The 15,292-nt window shown below is 64.7% G+C and carries 16 protein-coding genes; 4 read left to right on the top strand and 12 right to left on the bottom strand.

The window, feature by feature from the left end:
* Positions 1–23: 23 nt before the first annotated feature.
* Positions 24–1,001, top strand: coding sequence for a selenide, water dikinase SelD (selD, locus tag CMASS_RS03965; protein WP_022862560.1), 978 nt, complete (start codon positions 24–26; stop codon positions 999–1,001).
* On the opposite strand, the gene nrfD is transcribed toward selD, so the two are convergent.
* From nrfD to fdnG, 3 genes are read right to left on the bottom strand one after another with little or no spacing between them, the layout of a single operon-like run.
* Positions 988–2,037: an NrfD/PsrC family molybdoenzyme membrane anchor subunit gene (gene nrfD, locus CMASS_RS03960; RefSeq protein ID WP_027018562.1), complete on the bottom strand. Its 1,050-nt coding sequence runs from the start codon at positions 2,035–2,037 to the stop codon at positions 988–990. The two genes, selD and nrfD, sit on opposite strands and share 14 nt — an antisense overlap.
* Complete coding sequence (locus CMASS_RS03955) at positions 2,034–3,098, bottom strand: 4Fe-4S dicluster domain-containing protein (RefSeq protein ID WP_022862562.1); 1,065 nt, start codon at positions 3,096–3,098, stop codon at positions 2,034–2,036. Before CMASS_RS03955 ends, nrfD begins: the two co-directional genes overlap by 4 nt.
* Positions 3,098–6,376, bottom strand: a complete 3,279-nt coding sequence (gene fdnG, locus CMASS_RS03950) for a formate dehydrogenase-N subunit alpha (RefSeq protein ID WP_205617721.1) — start codon at positions 6,374–6,376, stop codon at positions 3,098–3,100. The genes CMASS_RS03955 and fdnG overlap by 1 nt, the downstream gene beginning before the upstream one ends.
* A 57-nt stretch (positions 6,377–6,433) precedes the next feature.
* On the opposite strand from fdnG, the gene CMASS_RS03945 reads away from it, so the two are divergent.
* Positions 6,434–6,847, top strand: a complete 414-nt coding sequence (locus tag CMASS_RS03945; RefSeq protein ID WP_022862565.1) for a rhodanese-like domain-containing protein — start codon at positions 6,434–6,436, stop codon at positions 6,845–6,847.
* Positions 6,848–6,907: 60 nt separating this feature from the next.
* Here CMASS_RS03945 and CMASS_RS03940 read toward each other — a convergent pair whose 3' ends face one another.
* The 7 genes from CMASS_RS03940 to CMASS_RS03910 all read right to left on the bottom strand — a co-directional run bounded on the left by CMASS_RS03940 (position 6,908) and on the right by CMASS_RS03910 (position 13,636).
* On the bottom strand, positions 6,908–7,750 hold the full coding sequence (locus CMASS_RS03940) for a PRC and DUF2382 domain-containing protein (protein ID WP_022862566.1): 843 nt from the start codon (positions 7,748–7,750) through the stop codon (positions 6,908–6,910).
* Between the two features lie 354 nt (positions 7,751–8,104).
* Positions 8,105–8,638, bottom strand: coding sequence for a type 1 glutamine amidotransferase domain-containing protein (locus CMASS_RS03935; protein ID WP_022862567.1), 534 nt, complete (start codon positions 8,636–8,638; stop codon positions 8,105–8,107).
* A gap of 54 nt (positions 8,639–8,692) precedes the next feature.
* Positions 8,693–9,889 (bottom strand): MFS transporter, encoded by a 1,197-nt coding sequence (locus CMASS_RS03930; RefSeq protein ID WP_022862568.1) that lies wholly within the window; start codon positions 9,887–9,889, stop codon positions 8,693–8,695.
* An 80-nt stretch (positions 9,890–9,969) separates the two neighbouring features.
* Complete coding sequence (locus CMASS_RS03925) at positions 9,970–11,244, bottom strand: cytochrome P450 (protein WP_022862569.1); 1,275 nt, start codon at positions 11,242–11,244, stop codon at positions 9,970–9,972.
* A gap of 10 nt (positions 11,245–11,254) precedes the next feature.
* The gene (locus tag CMASS_RS03920) at positions 11,255–12,454 is read right to left on the bottom strand and encodes an amidohydrolase (RefSeq protein WP_022862570.1); all 1,200 of its coding nucleotides are present in this window, start codon (positions 12,452–12,454) and stop codon (positions 11,255–11,257) included.
* A gap of 18 nt (positions 12,455–12,472) precedes the next feature.
* Positions 12,473–13,036, bottom strand: a complete 564-nt coding sequence (locus CMASS_RS03915; protein WP_022862571.1) for a mismatch-specific DNA-glycosylase — start codon at positions 13,034–13,036, stop codon at positions 12,473–12,475.
* A gap of 12 nt (positions 13,037–13,048) precedes the next feature.
* Complete coding sequence (locus tag CMASS_RS03910) at positions 13,049–13,636, bottom strand: HhH-GDP family DNA glycosylase (protein ID WP_022862572.1); 588 nt, start codon at positions 13,634–13,636, stop codon at positions 13,049–13,051.
* A 31-nt stretch (positions 13,637–13,667) separates the two neighbouring features.
* Between CMASS_RS03910 and CMASS_RS03905 the strand changes: the two genes are divergently transcribed.
* Together CMASS_RS03905 and CMASS_RS03900 are read left to right on the top strand one after the other, a co-directional pair.
* Positions 13,668–14,315 (top strand): pyroglutamyl-peptidase I, encoded by a 648-nt coding sequence (locus CMASS_RS03905; RefSeq protein WP_022862573.1) that lies wholly within the window; start codon positions 13,668–13,670, stop codon positions 14,313–14,315.
* Positions 14,316–14,342: 27 nt separating this feature from the next.
* Positions 14,343–14,498 carry a hypothetical protein gene (locus CMASS_RS03900; protein ID WP_022862574.1) on the top strand — a complete coding sequence of 52 codons (156 nt, stop codon included), beginning with the start codon at positions 14,343–14,345 and terminating at the stop codon, positions 14,496–14,498.
* Here CMASS_RS03900 and CMASS_RS03895 read toward each other — a convergent pair.
* Both CMASS_RS03895 and CMASS_RS03890 read right to left on the bottom strand, forming a co-directional pair.
* Positions 14,473–14,994, bottom strand: coding sequence for a 2'-5' RNA ligase family protein (locus CMASS_RS03895; protein WP_084684366.1), 522 nt, complete (start codon positions 14,992–14,994; stop codon positions 14,473–14,475). The genes CMASS_RS03900 and CMASS_RS03895 overlap by 26 nt on opposite strands.
* A 33-nt stretch (positions 14,995–15,027) precedes the next feature.
* On the bottom strand, positions 15,028–15,252 hold the full coding sequence (locus CMASS_RS03890; protein ID WP_337955850.1) for a hypothetical protein: 225 nt from the start codon (positions 15,250–15,252) through the stop codon (positions 15,028–15,030).
* Positions 15,253–15,292: the final 40 nt, after the last annotated feature.

Raw genomic sequence — 15,292 nt, 5'->3', positions numbered from 1 at the left:
TTACCGCGCCTAGAATTCACACCATGACTGACATCAAACTCACTTCGTACGCGGCGGGCGGCGGCTGCGCCTGCAAGATCCCGGCCGGCGAGCTGGAGTCGGCGGTCGAAGGGCTCGTTGGTGCCACGGACCCGAACGTCCTCGTCGGCCTTGACGACGGCGACGACGCGGCGGCGGTGCGCATTAGCGATCACACGGCCGTCATTTCCACCGCCGACTTTTTCACCCCGATGCTCAACGACCCGTATGACTGGGGCCGGGTCGCCGCGGCCAACGCCCTCTCCGACGTCTACGCCATGGGCGGCACCCCGTTGACCGCAATCAATTTGGTGGGCTGGCCGCGCGAGGAGCTTCCCCTCGAGGTGCTCACGGAGGTTTTGCGCGGCGGGATGGACATCGCCACGCAGGCGGGCATTGCTATTACCGGCGGGCATTCGATTACTGCCCCGGAGCCGATCTACGGGATGGCGGTGACCGGTACGGCGGACCCGGCGAAGCTGATGCGTAACGATGCCGCCACCGCCGGCCAGCCCATCACCCTGACTAAGCCCATCGGCGTCGGCATCTTGAACAACAAGCACAAGGCCACCGGCGAGGTAAGCCAGGCGGCGGTGGACTCGATGACGACGCTCAACGATAAGGCGTCGGCCGCGGCATTGCGGGCGGAAGCGCGCGCCGCCACCGACGTCACCGGCTTCGGCCTGCTCGGCCACCTATACAAGATGTGCCGCGCCTCCGGGGTGGGTGCGGTCATCGACGCCGCTAAGGTACCCGCGGTTGAGGGGGCCAAGCAGGCACTTGCCGATGGCTTCGTGCCCGGCGGTTCGCGCCGCAACCTCGACTGGGTGCGCCCACACCTTAAAGCAGACGGGGTGGATGAAGACACCCTCGTCTTCCTCGCTGACGCGCAGACCTCGGGCGGGCTGCTCGTTGTCGGCGAGGTGCCCGGCTACCCAGTCATCGGCGAGACGACCGAGGGATCCGGGGTTACCGTACGCTAACGACCATGTCGCGCAGGCGCTTGCGCTCGGCGCGGCGCTTTTGCGGGCCAATGGTGGTCGACGGATCCTTGACCGCTTCTTTGCCGGCGTTGAGCACGCCGAATCGGGTACACAGCGAGCCGGCCGCGAGCGCGATTCCGGAAACGGCGGCAACGGCCCGCGACTTGGTCAGGCTGGCCACGGCGGTGCCGATGCCGCCGGCGGCCACGAGATATTCGGACGCCTGCATGAGCTTTCCGGGCGTGCCGCGCTCGAGCGGGGCACGCTCCTCCGGCTCCATCCCCTCCTTCATCGCGTGGGTGAAGTAGAGATCGCCTGTCGCACCGGTAAGCGCCAAGGCACGGGCGGGGCCAGCGTGTGTGGTCGGGGTGAGTGCCATCGCAATCCCCGCGGCCGCAAGCGATGCCGACGAGACGAAGACGTACGGCAGGTGCTTTTTCGCCCCGTTCCACGTGGGGTTGGCGGTGTCGGCGAACAGGACCGCCGTGTAGCCGGCGAGCGGGCCGCCGAGGATGCCGGTGATGACGGTGGTCGGTCCCGCGAGCTTGCGGAGGAGGGAAGCAAACGGGATGGGCAGCTCTGCAACCGCCCCGACTGCGGAGGTGCCGCCGAACGCGCCGAGCAGCCAGGACCCCATGGACATCGGCGAGGTCACCTTGAACACGCGGAACATGTTGAACAGGCGCTCCGGACGGCCGAGATCGAGGACGAGGCACACCGAGCCGGCGCCCGCGGCGACAAACGAGGTCAACCGCGCCCGGGTGAGCAGCACCGGGTTCCGCGTCGCCATTGCGCCGGTGGCCAGCAGCGCAGACCCGCCGGCCACGCCACCGAGGAACAGGTAGGCGCCGATGGGCCACTCCCACGGCGGAGCCTTGACCACCTGACGGCCGTAGTAGGAGTCGAAGGTGAAATCCTCCGACATCCGGGCTTCCTTCGACCCGTCCATCGCGCCCGCGCCACGGCGCTTTTTCTTCCTTCCGCCACCGCGGCGGCGCGGTTCCTGGGGAGGCCGGTACTCGTCGTACTTACTCACTTGCGTCCTCCAATCACGAACGAAGCCGCGGCGGCCAGCGCCATCCCGCCGACCGCCTTGGCGAAGGTCTTGCCCAGCTCCGGCAGGTCCAAGGTGGGCACCCGCGGATCCGGCGGCAGGCCGTAGACCTCGGGGGAATCCAAGAGCAGGAAGATGGATCCGGTTCCACCCACCCCGTCACCGTCATTGGCGCCGTACAGGCGGGCCTCGGTGTAGCCCTGCTCGTGCAGCTGCGCGACCCGTTCGTGGGCCCGGCGCGACATCTCGGTATAGGTGCCGAACTGGATGGACTCGGTCGGGCACGTCTTCGAGCACGCCGGCTGCTCGCCCATCTTGAGGCGGTCGTAGCACATCGTGCACTTCTGGGCGACGCCGATGTTTTTGATCGGCATCTCAGTACCCGGGGTGTGGTCGGTGCGGGAATCGCGCTTGCCTAACAGACCGGCCAGCAGGTTCTGCCCGGCGTGCGGACGGTACTCGTTGTCCACGGTGGCGGTCTTGTCGGTCTTCAGGGTCACGCCGCCATCGTCACGCCGCTGGATAACGCCGAACGGGCACCCCGCCACGCACGTGCCGCAGCCGTTGCACACGTCGTCCTGGACGACGACGGTGCCGTACTCGGTGCGAAACAGCGCGCCGGTCGGGCACACGTCCAGACAGCCCGCGTGCGCGCAGTGCTTACACACGTCCGACGACATCAGCCAGCGGAAATCGTCCGTGTCCGGCGGGGTGGTGTCCTGCTTTTCGGCCTTCTCTGGGCCAACCGTGGGCATCCCCAGAGAGACGAGCCGGGCGCCTTCTGCGCGGGCCTTATCGATGCGCTGTTGGTTCTGCTCCACGAACGCCACGTGGCGCCAGGTGTTGGCGCCCAGCCCGCCGGTGTTGTCGTAGGAGTCGCCGGACAGCGAGTACTCCTCCACCGGGTTGCGGTTCCACTCCTTGCACGCCACTTCGCAGGCTTTGCAGCCGATGCACACCGACGTGTCGGTGAAGAAGGCCATCCGCTCGTAGGACGGGTACGCGGTGTGCGCGGCGTTTTCTGTCAACGCGTTCGCTGTCATTAGCTTCCCTTGTGTCCTTCCTCGAACTTCTCACTGCCCGATCCGTCGTTGCCGTCGAAGCCGAACCCGATTTCCTCTGGGTTGCCCTTCGCCGTTTCTTCCTCGCCGACCTGGAGCAGTTCGTTACCCGAGTCGATGGTGAGGCCTGCCCGCTCCTGGTATTCGCGCAGCATGTCCAAGCGCTCCGCGCCGCGCGGGCGCCGGCCCGGCTGGATGTCCACCGCGCTGACCTTCGAGTTCTGGATGAACACGTTGGGCTCGAGCGTGAGGTTGAGCAGGTCATTCGGACTGTCACCGGTGACCGGGGAGGTCTCGGACTGCCCATAGTGGAACGGCATGCCGATCTGGTGGAACTCCGCGCCGTCGATGACGAGCGGCTCCACGCGCTCAGTGACCAGCACGCGCGCCTCGATGACCCCGCGCGGCGACACCACGGTGGCCCAGCCGCCGTTGTCCAGCCCGCGCTTTTTCGCCAGCACCGGATCCACCTCGCAGAACAGATCCGGCTGCAGCTCCGCCAGGTACGGCACGCGGCGGCTCATCGCACCGGAAGTGTACATCTCGGTCAGGCGGTAGGTGGACAGGACGAACGGGTAGACCTCCTCGCCCGGTTCTCCCGGCGCCGGACGCGACAGGTTATCCGGGCGCTTGATGGTCAGACGCGTCGGCGACTGCTGCTGCCCATAGAGCTTGTTGCGCACCGGGGATTCCTGCGGCTCGTAGTGCGTGGGCAACGGGCCATCGGAAAGCCCGGTCGGTGCGAACAGCCAGGCGCGCCCGTCCGACTTCATGATGAACGCGTCGGTGCCGTCCAGGGCCTTCGGCCCCACGGCGTCCTTCGGCGCGCGGTAGTCCGGCGGCGTGTCGGCAGGGAAGTCGACGACGTCGTCGGAGGCCCACTTGCCGACCTCGGCATCCCACCACACGTACTTCTTGCGCTCCGACCACGGGGTGCCGTCCGGGGCCGCCGAGGCGCGGTTGTACAGGGTGCGGCGATTCGCCGGCCACGCCCAACCCCAATTGAGCGCCACGGAATTCTGTTCGCTGCCCGGCGACTTCCGCGCCGCCTGGTTCACGTTGTCTTTGAAGACGCCGCAGTAAATCCAGCAGCCGCCCGAGGTGGAGCCGTCGGACTTCATCTCGGTGTAACTCGGCAATAGCTGGCCCTTCTTCGGCCCGTCGAGGTAGTAGCCGTTGATCTCGCGCAGAACGTCCTCCGGATCGGGCTCACCGCCGTTAATTTCGCGGTAGTCCCAATTGAGTGCCTTCAGCGCCCGGTCGCGCGGATCGGTTGAATCTTGCAGCCGCTCGCGCAGCTTCTTGCCCAGCTGGTAGAAGAAGCGCAGCTCGCTGGTCGCCTCTCCCGGCGCCTCGGTGGCTTGGAAGCGCCACTGCAGCATGCGCTGCGTCTGGGTGAAGGTACCCGCCTTTTCCACGTGGGTGGCCGCCGGCATGAGGAAGACCTCGGTGCCGATCTCCTCGGTCTTCAACTCGCCGGAGCGGATTTCGGGCGAGTCGTACCAGAAGGAAGCGGTCTCGATTTCCTGGAAATCGCGAACCACGAGCCACTTCAAGTTGGCCAAAGCGCGTCGCTGCATTCCGCCATTGGACTGGGCGACGGCCGGGTTTTGGCCGAAGACCAAGTACCCTTCGACCACGCCGTTGAGCATGGCCTGCAACGTCTCGTACGTCGAGTGCGCGCCCGACACCCGCGGCAGGTAGTCCCAGCCCCAGTTGTTGTCGCGGCGAGCGTTGTCACCGAAGTACGACTTCATCAACGACACCGCGTAGTCCTCACCCGGCTGCCAGAATCCCTTCTGGTCCTTCGCGGCGATGTCGGCGACGAAATCGTCCCAGCCGCCGTGCTCGACAGCCGGCATCGGCAAGTAGCCCGGCAGGTTGTTGAACAACGTCGGGATGTCGGTCGATCCCTGAATGGAGGCGTGCCCGCGCAGCGCCATGATGCCACTGCCCGGACGGCCCACGTTGCCCATGAGCAACTGCAGGATCGCGGCGGTACGAATGAACTGCGCGCCCAAAGTGTGCTGGGTAAAGCCTAAAGCATAGGCGAAGCAGGTGGTGCGCTCCTTGCCGGAGTTCTTAGCGATGGACTCCGCCAAGTAGTAGAAGTCCTCCTGCGAAATACCGCACATGTCCTCGACCATCTCGGGCGTGTAGCGCGCGTAGTGACGCTTGAGGATCTGGAATACACAGTTCGGATCCTGCAGGCTGTCGTCGCGCCGCACGTTCCACGAGGCGCCGTCCTTTTCCGGCACGTACTGCCACGTATCCGTGATGTACTTTCCGGTCTCCGGATCGTATCCCGAAAACAGCCCGTCGAGCTCGTCGGTGTCGCGGAACTCATCGTGGATGATCATCGGCGCGTTGGTGTACGCCTTGACGTACTCGTCGAAGTAGTAGTCGTTGTCGATCATGTACTTGATGAGCGCGCCGAGCAGCACGACGTCCGTGCCGCCGCGGATGCCGATGTGGCGGTGCGCAAACGCCGAGGTACGCGTAAACCGCGGGTCGACGTGGATAATCCGGGCGCCCCGCTTTTTCGCTTCGGCTACCCACTGGAAGCCGACCGGGTGGCACTCGGCCATGTTGGACCCTTCGATGACGATGCAGTCAGCATTCGCCATATCCTGCAGCGGCTGGGTCGCGCCGCCGCGGCCAAACGAGGTTCCCAAACTGGGAACCGTGGCGGAGTGTCATATGCGGGCTTGGTTTTCGATCTGCACCGCCCCGGAAGCGGTGAACAGTTTCTTGATGAGGTAGTTCTCCTCATTGTCCAGGGTCGCACCGCCCAATCCGGCGATGCCCATGGTGCGGTTGAGCGGCCGCCCCTCGTCGTCGGCGTCTTCCCAGCCGTTGGCGCGCGATTCGAGGAAGCGGTCGACGATCATGTCCATCGCCTCGTCCGGATCCAGGTACTGCCACTCGGTGGAGTACGGCGCGCGGTACTTGACCTTGGTCAAGCGCGTCGCGGAGTTCACCAGCTGCTCGGACGCCGCACCCTTCGGGCACAGCCGGCCGCGCGAAACCGGCGAGTCCGGATCACCCTCGATCTGGATGACGCGGTCGTCCTTGACGTACACCCGCTGGCTGCAGCCGACAGCGCAGTACGGACACACGGACTGCACGACCTTGTCCGCCTCCACGGTGCGCCCGATCTTTTCCTCCGACTTTTTCGACTTCGTCGAAGCGTCCCTACCGAAGGGATCTTTTGACCGGAGTTGACGGAACACCGGCCAGTTCAGGGGCTTAATAGACATATCCCCTAAACTACGGGCTCACCGGCTTTTTCACTAGAAAGGCTGCCCTAACCCGCCATGCACGGCTCCACAGAACTTCTCGCCTACGCGCGCTCGCGCATAGAAAGGCTGTCCCCCACGGCAGCGCACGCAGAGCTGTCCCGCGATCCCCGCGCCCTGCTTATCGATGTCCGCACCGCCTCCCACCGCGCCACCGGCGGCCATGTTCCCGGCGCACACTGTATTGACCTCACCGTCCTCCCATGGCGCCTCGACCCGGAATTCGGTTGGAGGATCCCGGAGGCGACGTCCTTCGACCAGCGCTACATACTGATGTGCCGCCACGGGTTTTCCACATCGCTTGCCGCGTGGCAGCTAGGCTTGATGGGTCTTAACAACGTGGCGGACATCGACGGCGGATTCGAGGCGTGGTGTGCCGCCGGCCTCCCCGTGGACCGCTCCCCCACATTCATGGCGGACGTGCGGGAATGAAAAACGGGAAAAGCCCCGAGCCGTATGGCCCGGGGCTTTACGCGCTAGCGCCGCTAGTTTTTACTTGCGGTCGGTGCGCTCGTCCTTGAGGTGAGCACCCTCGGTGTCCACCTGCTCCTTGCGCAGCTCGGTGGTGTGGCGCTCGGTGTCCTGAACCTGGTCCTTGTTCAGGTTGATCTTCTCGACCGGGACGGTCTCCTTCTCAACGTTGACCTTGTCCTCGTGCAGGGTCACGGAAGCCTCGTCCTCGCCGATCTTGCCGTCGTAGTTCTTGGCGTCGGCCTCGGAGATCGGGGTGCGCTCAACGGAAACCTCTTCGCGGGTAACCGGAACCTCGACGGTCTCCTTGTCGGAAACGACGTACTTGCGCAGGCGAGCCTCGCCGGTGGCAACGCGGTCCTTGGAGACGTTAGCGCGCTCCTCGGAACGGATGATCTCGTTGTCGGCGGTGCGGTTGTCGCGGTCCGCAGCGGTGCGCTCGCGGTCAGCAACCTCGCGGTCAGCAGCGGTGCGCTCACGGTCCTGAGCAGCACCAGCACCTGCACCGGCAACGCCAGCGCCAGCGTTCTCGTTGGCGTACTCGGTGGTGTCGGTTGCGTTCTCAACGCCGTAGTGGCGGAAGATCTCGGACTGCTGCTCCGGGGTGAGAGCGGAATCGGTGTCGAACTCCGGAGCGTCCTTGATGCGGTCCTTCGGGAAAGCCAGGGTCAGCTCCTCGCCGGTGAACTTGTGGCCGCGGAGCGGAACCAGGGAGCTGCCCATGCCGAACAGGCCGTGGTTGACCTCGACGAAGGTCGGCTGGCCGTTGTCATCGTTGACGAAAACTTCCTTGACGGAACCGATCTTCTCGCCCTCAGAGTCGAAGGCAGTTGCGTCGAACAGGTCCTTGATGTTCTTAGCCATTCTTCTGCTTTCCTTTCGCATGATGGTGTGTATGTGCAGCACGCGGACACTCAACTTGCGAGTGCTGCGGGCTGCTTAGCGGCAGAAATTCCAGTGCGGAATCTCCACCGCCCTTCACCCGCCTGAGGCGTGTGAGACCCCACCATACGGAAAGTGCTCGGAACGCTATCCGGGGAAAGCAAATTGACCCCCGCCACTACCCCCAAATCACCCCTATCTCCCCAGCTCAACACGTTAATAACGAAATTGTAACGAGTGTCAATACTACCCACATCCGTCCCGCACCGGTGCCCGAAAACGTAAAAAAATCCCCGCCAACCAAAATCGGTTAGCGGGGTCTCGGCGAAGGAAGGTTTAGTGCTGCCCCTCAGCGAACTCCTCGACGATCTTGGAGTTGAAGGCCGGCAGGTCGTCCGGCGTGCGGGAGCTCACCAGGCCCTGATCGGTCACGACTTCCTCATCGACCCAGGTCGCGCCCGCGTTGCGCAGGTCGGTCTTCAGGGACGGGAAGGACGTAATCGTCCGGCCGCGCAGCACGTCCGCGTCGGTCAAGATCCACGCACCGTGGCAAATGGCACCGAGCGGGAGATCCGCCTCCATGTGCTTCTTCACGATGGCCACGGCGTCGTCGTCCAGGCGAATCGTGTCGGCGTTGGTCGTACCGCCCGGCAGGATAATGCCGTCGAAGTCGGAGTCCTTGGCCAGGCCCGTCGTGGTATCGACATCCACCTTGGTGCCATTCTTGCCCTCGATGGTACCGCCCTTGGTGGACAGCACCTTCACGGTCGCACCGGCGTCCTTCACGGCCTCCACCGGGGAGGTCAGCTCCGAATCCTCGAAACCGTCGGTGGCGATAACGGCAATGGTCTTGTTGGACAGGTCAGCCATAATGCACGCTCCTTTTGCGTCGTCTATGTATCGTCCACCCGCCGATGGTAACGACTAGTGGCCGGCTTGGGCCACGGATTTGCGCCCGTGAACGACGAGGTAGAGCACGGCCGCCAACACGATGACGCCGGTCAGCGCCCAGTACATCGCGCTGTACCCGGCCGCCGAGACGATGAGCCCCAAAAGGATCGGCCCGAAGCCGATGCCGACATCGAGAAGCAAAAACAGCGTCGAAATTCCCGTACCCATCTTCTTCGCAGGAACCAGCCGCACCGAGATGGCCTGCGCGGCCGGCATGAGCGTGCCGTAGCCGCCACCGACAAACACACCCGCCAGGATGACCTGCCACTGGCTGGTCGCCACCGCCAACAAGATCAGTCCGGCCGCGAAAGAGACCAGCCCTGGGTAGAAGACCGCGTTGTCGCCGCGGCGATCCTGCAGACGGCCGAGGAAGAAGCGCGAGATGAGCATCACTAGCGCGTAGGCAAGGAAGAACCACGCCGCGGTTTGGGAGGATAGGCCGCGGTCGGCGGAAAATTCGTTCAAGAACGTGATGATGCCCGAGTAGGTCACGCCAGCCAGCAGCATGACCGACGCGATGGGCACGACCCGCGGGCTGATCAGCGAGCTAAGGCTGAACTTCGGGCGCTCCGATCCTTCGTCCGCGGCCGACGCCGGGACGCGCAGTACGAAAGCAAGCGCGAGGGAAGTTGCGGACACGATGAGCGCCGCGAGCGGCAGGCCCTCATCGCCCCAGTTGTCGGCGATCATGATGCCCAGCCCGGGGCCGACCGCGGTCGCGGCGGTGGTACCCAACGCGAAGTAACCGGTCCCCTCCGCGCGCCGCTTGGGCGGAATGATCGTCTGTGCGACAGCCATAATGGACGTGCTGGCGAAGGCGTAGCCGATGCCGTGGATGGCACGCACCGCGATGAGCACGCCTAGGGAATGCGCAGCGGAATAGAGAGCCGTCGCAACAACCACCAGAATGACCGAGGCGTACAGCGACTTTTTGATCCCGATGGTGTCAACAGTAAAGCCCGAGAACACTCGGGCAAGAGTGGCGCCGATGACGAAGGAGCTGGCCGCCAGGCCGCTCATCGCCTCGTTCGCGCCGAATTGGTGGGCGGCATACGCCGCCATGGTGGTAATGAGGATGTAAAAACCCAGATACTGGGAGAAATTAATGACCCACGCAAGCAAGAAGCGCGGGGTCATGAGCTTTTCGTCTCTGGCCGCAGCCTCCGTCACGACGCCCTCTTTTCTTGTTGAGTTCTCTAATGCGGAGGCCATTATTCTCCGCACGGAGGGCGTCGTGCAAACGACAGCAGTTACCGGACCGTCACGCGAACGCCCGTATCCGGGCGGGTGAGAATCTTCGTCCAGTCGAAGGTGGTGTCCTCGCGGTCGGTGGAAATCTGCACGTCAGGACGGGAAAGCATCTCCACCGCAGAGGACAGTGCGGCAACCGCGATCTTCTCGCCTGGGCAGCGGTGGCCGCTGCGGACATCGGCGCCGCCCTGCGGAATGAAAGACGTGATGGATTCCGCGTCCTTCTGGGCCGGGTAGTCCATGAAACGCTCCGGGTCGAACGACCCCGGCGTCTTCCATTCCTTCGGGGAATTCAGCGTGCCCACGATGTCCAGGATCACGCGCTGGCCCTTGTGGACCGGGCAGCCGGACACCTCGGCGTCCTTGCGGGCAAACCCGGGGAGCATCGGCACGAACGGGAACGCGCGGCGCGTTTCCTGCGCGAAGGCGACCGCTTCGTGGCCCTCGCCGTTGCGGATGCGCTCTGCCCACTCTGGGTGTTCCACCAGCGCCACGGCAGCGAAGGCAGCGAAGCGTCCCACGGCGATGGTCGGGCGGGTGAGGTTCTGCAGCTCGATGCCGGCAACCTGGGCATCGACAAGCTCGCCGTTCTTATCCCGCAGGTTGGCCATGTGCTCAACCACGGAATCCTGCGGCACCTCTACCTCGCCGGCGCGGGCCTTTTCGATGTACTCGCGGTAGAACTTGTTGGTGCGGAAGCGCTCGAAAATCGCGATCGGCGTCGAGGTGACCTTGCCAAACGTGTCCAGCAGGCGGTTGAGCTGGCGCACGACGCGGTCAGTCTCCTTGTCCGAGACCCGAATGCCCGCCCAGCGGAACGCAGCGCGGCCGAACGCCAGTGCCATGTCCGCGTGCACGTCGCCGGGCTGGTGCTGGCTGGCCCACTGGCGGTACATGCGGTCGACTTCCTCGGCCACCAGCGGCTCGAACTGCGCGACGCGGTCGTCTTCGTAGGCCATATCGGCCATCGCGTTCTTGCGCACGCGGTGATCCTCGCCATCGAGGGTGTGCACCGCCCCGTTGCCGAACAGCGGGAACTGCACGAACTTCGGCATCGCGCCGTCGCGCTCGATGTTGTCGGAATCGTAGAAGAAGTCGACGCCCTCATCGCCACGCACGATGACCGCGCCCTTGCCCAGCAGACGGGTGGTAAACGGGCGGTGGGAATCGGGACTCAAACCGGCCTGCTTCCGCAGGACCGACGGCATGAGGTAACCCTTGGTCAAAATTTTCAGGGACTGTTCGCCTTTAACGCGGGGAAATTTGATAGCCATGTGACCCACGCTACCCAAGAAACGCGCAGGCGGCAGCGACCAAAGCTTCGGTGCCCGTCCGCAGCGTTGGCTGCATGACCGGCGCAAACTTCGGGCTGTGGTTCGGGATGGACTCGCCTTCCGGCAGCCCGCCGAAGAACCAGTAGCAATACGGGGCGTCGTAGGCGTCGGGCACGTGCGAGAAGTCCTCGGACGCGGTGACCGGGTCGGTGTGGAACACCTTGTCCTCGCCGAAGTGGTCCACCAGTGCCGCCTTGACCTTCTCCGTCGTGTCCTCGTCGTTGACCGTCAGCGGGAAGTGATCGTAGTGCTCGTACTCCGGTTCCTTCGGGCTGCGCGAGATGGCGCACTCCCCGTCCACGACTCGGTGCACGGCGTCGACCAAGAAGTCGCGCTTGTCCTCATCGTAGGCGCGGATGTTGATTTCCAGCGTCGCCGAATCCGCGATGACGTTGGCTTTCTTGCCAGCAGAAATGCTGCCGACCGTGATGACGCCGAAATCACCCGGTGCGATCTCCCGAGAGATCACCGTCTGCAAGCGCGTGACGATGCTGCTGGCCAGCACCACCGGGTCCACGCCGAGGTGCGGCATCGAGCCGTGCGAGCCATCGCCATAGACCTTGATGCGCATGCTCACTGCGGCGGACATAACGCTGCCGGAGGCAATAGCGAGGCTGCCGGCGGGTACCTCCATGCCGAAGACGTGCTGACCGAGCACCACGTCGGGGGCAGAGACCTTGTCCACGAGGGCATCGTCAAGCATGGCTTTCGCACCCGCGCCGGTCTCCTCTCCCGGCTGAAACAGCAGGTGCAGCGTGCCCGACCACGCGTCTTTATTCTCGACCATCAACTGCGCCATGCCCATCAGGGCGGTGACGTGGGTGTCGTGGCCGCACGCGTGCATTACGCCCGCGTCCGGGTCGGCGGCGTAGTCGAGGCCGGTCTCTTCTGCCACCGGCAAGCCGTCGAAGTCGGCGCGGAGCATCACCGTCGGCCCCTCGCCATTTTCCACGGTGCCAACAACACCGCCGCCGATCTCCTGACTGGAAATCCCCAGGCTATCCAGCTTGTCCGCAATCACACCCCGGGTGCGCTCTTCCTCCATCGACAGCTCGGGGTGGCTGTGGAGGTCTTTGTAGAAGTCTTCCTGCCACTCCAACAGCTCGTCGGCGCGGGAAACGATGTCGTTCACAGTGTTCTTATCGCCCATGCCCTCCCACCGTATACGTCACACAATGCCTGCGGCACGGGCCACTTCGCGGTAGGCCGCCGCGTGATCCTCCACGGACGCGTGCGCGTTCAACCCGCTCGGGTTTGGCGCGACAAACAGCCGCGTGCCCTCCCAAGGCGATTCCTGCTCGCCCGTGGTGGCCTTCGGTTTCTTGAAAGCCTGCCGGTACGAGGTGATTCCCAGCACCGCGATCACCTTTGGGTGGTGCTCGTCCACGATGCGCGCCAACCGCTCTGGCGCCTCCCGGAGCTCTGCGGTGGTCAGCTCATCGGCACGCGCGGACGCCCGCGGCACCAGATTGGACACCCCGATGCCTTTGTGGTGCAGCTCCGCTAAGTCCGCTTCCGTGTAGCCGGCGGACGCATCGAACTGGTGCGAGGTGATCCCGGCCTTGTACAAAGCCGGGTAAAAGCGGTTGCCGGGCCGTGCGAAGTGGGCCCCGGTCGCCGCGGTCCAAAGCCCCGGGTTGATGCCCACGAACAGCAGGTTGAGCGGATCTGGCAACAGATCCTCCACCGTCTTATCGCGGTACTTTTGCAGTTCTTCCTGGCTAAATCGCACTAAGCACCTTCCCTACTTCTCCAGCGCGTAGCGCACGAGCGCCCCTGCCACGCGCGGACACTCCGCCGGCTCGCGCATAACGTCATCGATATCGATCCCCAGCTTCTCCGCGCCTTGCCGCGCCTTCTTGTCCACCACCGGGGCGATTTCCGGCCACACTCCCTGTACCTCGCGCAGGAAGATATCCACTCCCGCGGGCCCAAATCCGGGAAAGGCCTGCAGCCGCTTCTTCAGGTCGGTGCGGCTGGTGGCGGCATCGTAAAGCACCCGCAGGTCCCCGCCGTAGTCATCGAGCAACTGGCGGGCACCGTCCTGCAGCCGGGTGGCGGTGCTTTCGTCGTAGCGGGCGTACTTGTGGGCGCCGAAGATGGAAATCAGCCGCGACCGCGGCGCCTCCACCATCGCCTGCGGGGTGTCGATGCCCGCCTCGAACAGCCCCTTCGCCGCCCGCGCCGCAACGCTGGCATTAATCGGCTTAGCCTGCATGTTTGCCAGCACGAAGACCTGGTAGAGGGCCGCCGGCTCGTTGGCCACGGTGATCCCAGCCTCCTCGGCGAAAGTGGTGGGATAGCGCTCAATTACCTCATCAATCGTGCTCATACGGACCACCGTAGCGCCTAGGCTCGACAAGATGACCGCGCCATCACACCGCATTCTCCTCACCGGATTCGGCCCGTTTGGCCAGAGCACGTTCAACCCCACCATCGGGGCGGTGGAATCGCTCGCAGAGCGCAGCGACGTCATCACGGCCATTTTGCCCGTCGAGTACCGCGCCGCCACCCGCCGCATTCGCGAGCTCATCCACGACCACGCCCCCGACGCCATCGTCAGCCTGGGCCTTGCCGAACCGCGCAGCACCCTGTCCGTCGAGCGCGTGGCCATCAACCTCGCCGAGGCCCGCATCCCCGACAATTCCGGCTACCAGCCCCAGGACACCGCGCTTGCCGATGCCCCCTCCCCCGCCGCCTACTTCAGCACCCTGCCGGTCAAACGTCTGGTGCAAGCGCTTGCCGATGCCGATGTCCCCGGCTCCCTGTCCTATACCGCCGGCACGTTCGTGTGCAATGCGGTGATGTATGCCGCGTTGGATGAAACCGCTGGCACCGACGTTCTGTCCGGGTTCATTCACGTGCCGCAGGCTTTGGGCCACGAGACGTCAGAGACAACCGGGACGCCGCTGGCTCAGGACACTATCAACCGCGGAGTCGCTGCCGCACTTGACGTACTTTTCTCCACTGATCAGGTGTCCACGAACGGCAACTTCGGGGCATTGCAGTAGCCGGCGTCATCGCTACGATGGGGCGACATGGATGGTATGAACAACGACCCGACCGATCCGAACTACGATTCCGCCGACAGCACCAACGAGCCCATCGACCGCGACGAGGACCAGATGGCACAGGACACCGGCTCCCAGGTGGGATACGGCGAGGAAGTCACCGAGGACGAGGACGCCCAGTAGCGTGTTCTAGCTCGACTTCATCTCCTAACCGCGGCCGCCGCCAGACTACTCGTTGACCCGTAAAGGTCTTCAGTGTCGGCGGCGTTATTTCGTCCAACGCCGCGATGTAGTCGCCCACCATCCGGCGCGGCAATCGCAGCCCCACCGTCAGATGTGGTGTCCACTCCGGGCCACGCCCATCCGGGTTCGCGGCGCTTACTTCTCGGGCGGCCGCCTGCACGTCGTGGGGCGCGTCGAGTAGCCACGTGACAGTTTGCTTACTCTTTGTCCCAAATACGGCCACGCCGGTGCGCCGGAACTCGACTGGCGTGAGTGGCGCCAAAAGCTCTCCCGCCCGCCGAACCGCTTGCTCGCCCATTTCTGGTGCGAATGTGACGGTGACATGCGGGGGCTGCTCTTGGCGAGGAAAGCCCGCGGCCGCGAGGGCATCGAACACCTCACGGATCCGGGTCGCTTCCGCATCCGGCAGTCGAAACAGGATGTTATCGGGAGACATTGGATCCCAAACTTACCGCCGACCGAGCTGTGATTAGAGCGGCGGCTCCTCTTCGTAGTCGGGGTCGGTGTCGGGGTGGGTGTTGGTGTTGGTTGGTTCGGTGTCGGGTTCTGGTTTGGTGTTAAGGGCGCGTTCGCGGGCGTTGGCCCGGCGGGTAGCAATCGCTTGGTCGACCGTCTGCAACCAGTTGCACGTCTCGGGTGCCAGCGGGCCGGCAGCAGTAGTGGACTGCCAGGTGCCGTCGGTAAATAGCCACACCACATCACCCGTGGCGGGATCGAGGATGTAGCGGGCCCGT

Origin of the sequence: Corynebacterium massiliense DSM 45435, assembly GCF_028609805.1 — a bacterium.
Taxonomy (GTDB): Bacteria; Actinomycetota; Actinomycetes; order Mycobacteriales; family Mycobacteriaceae; genus Corynebacterium; species Corynebacterium massiliense.
This window is presented reverse-complemented; position numbering and strand designations above follow the sequence as displayed.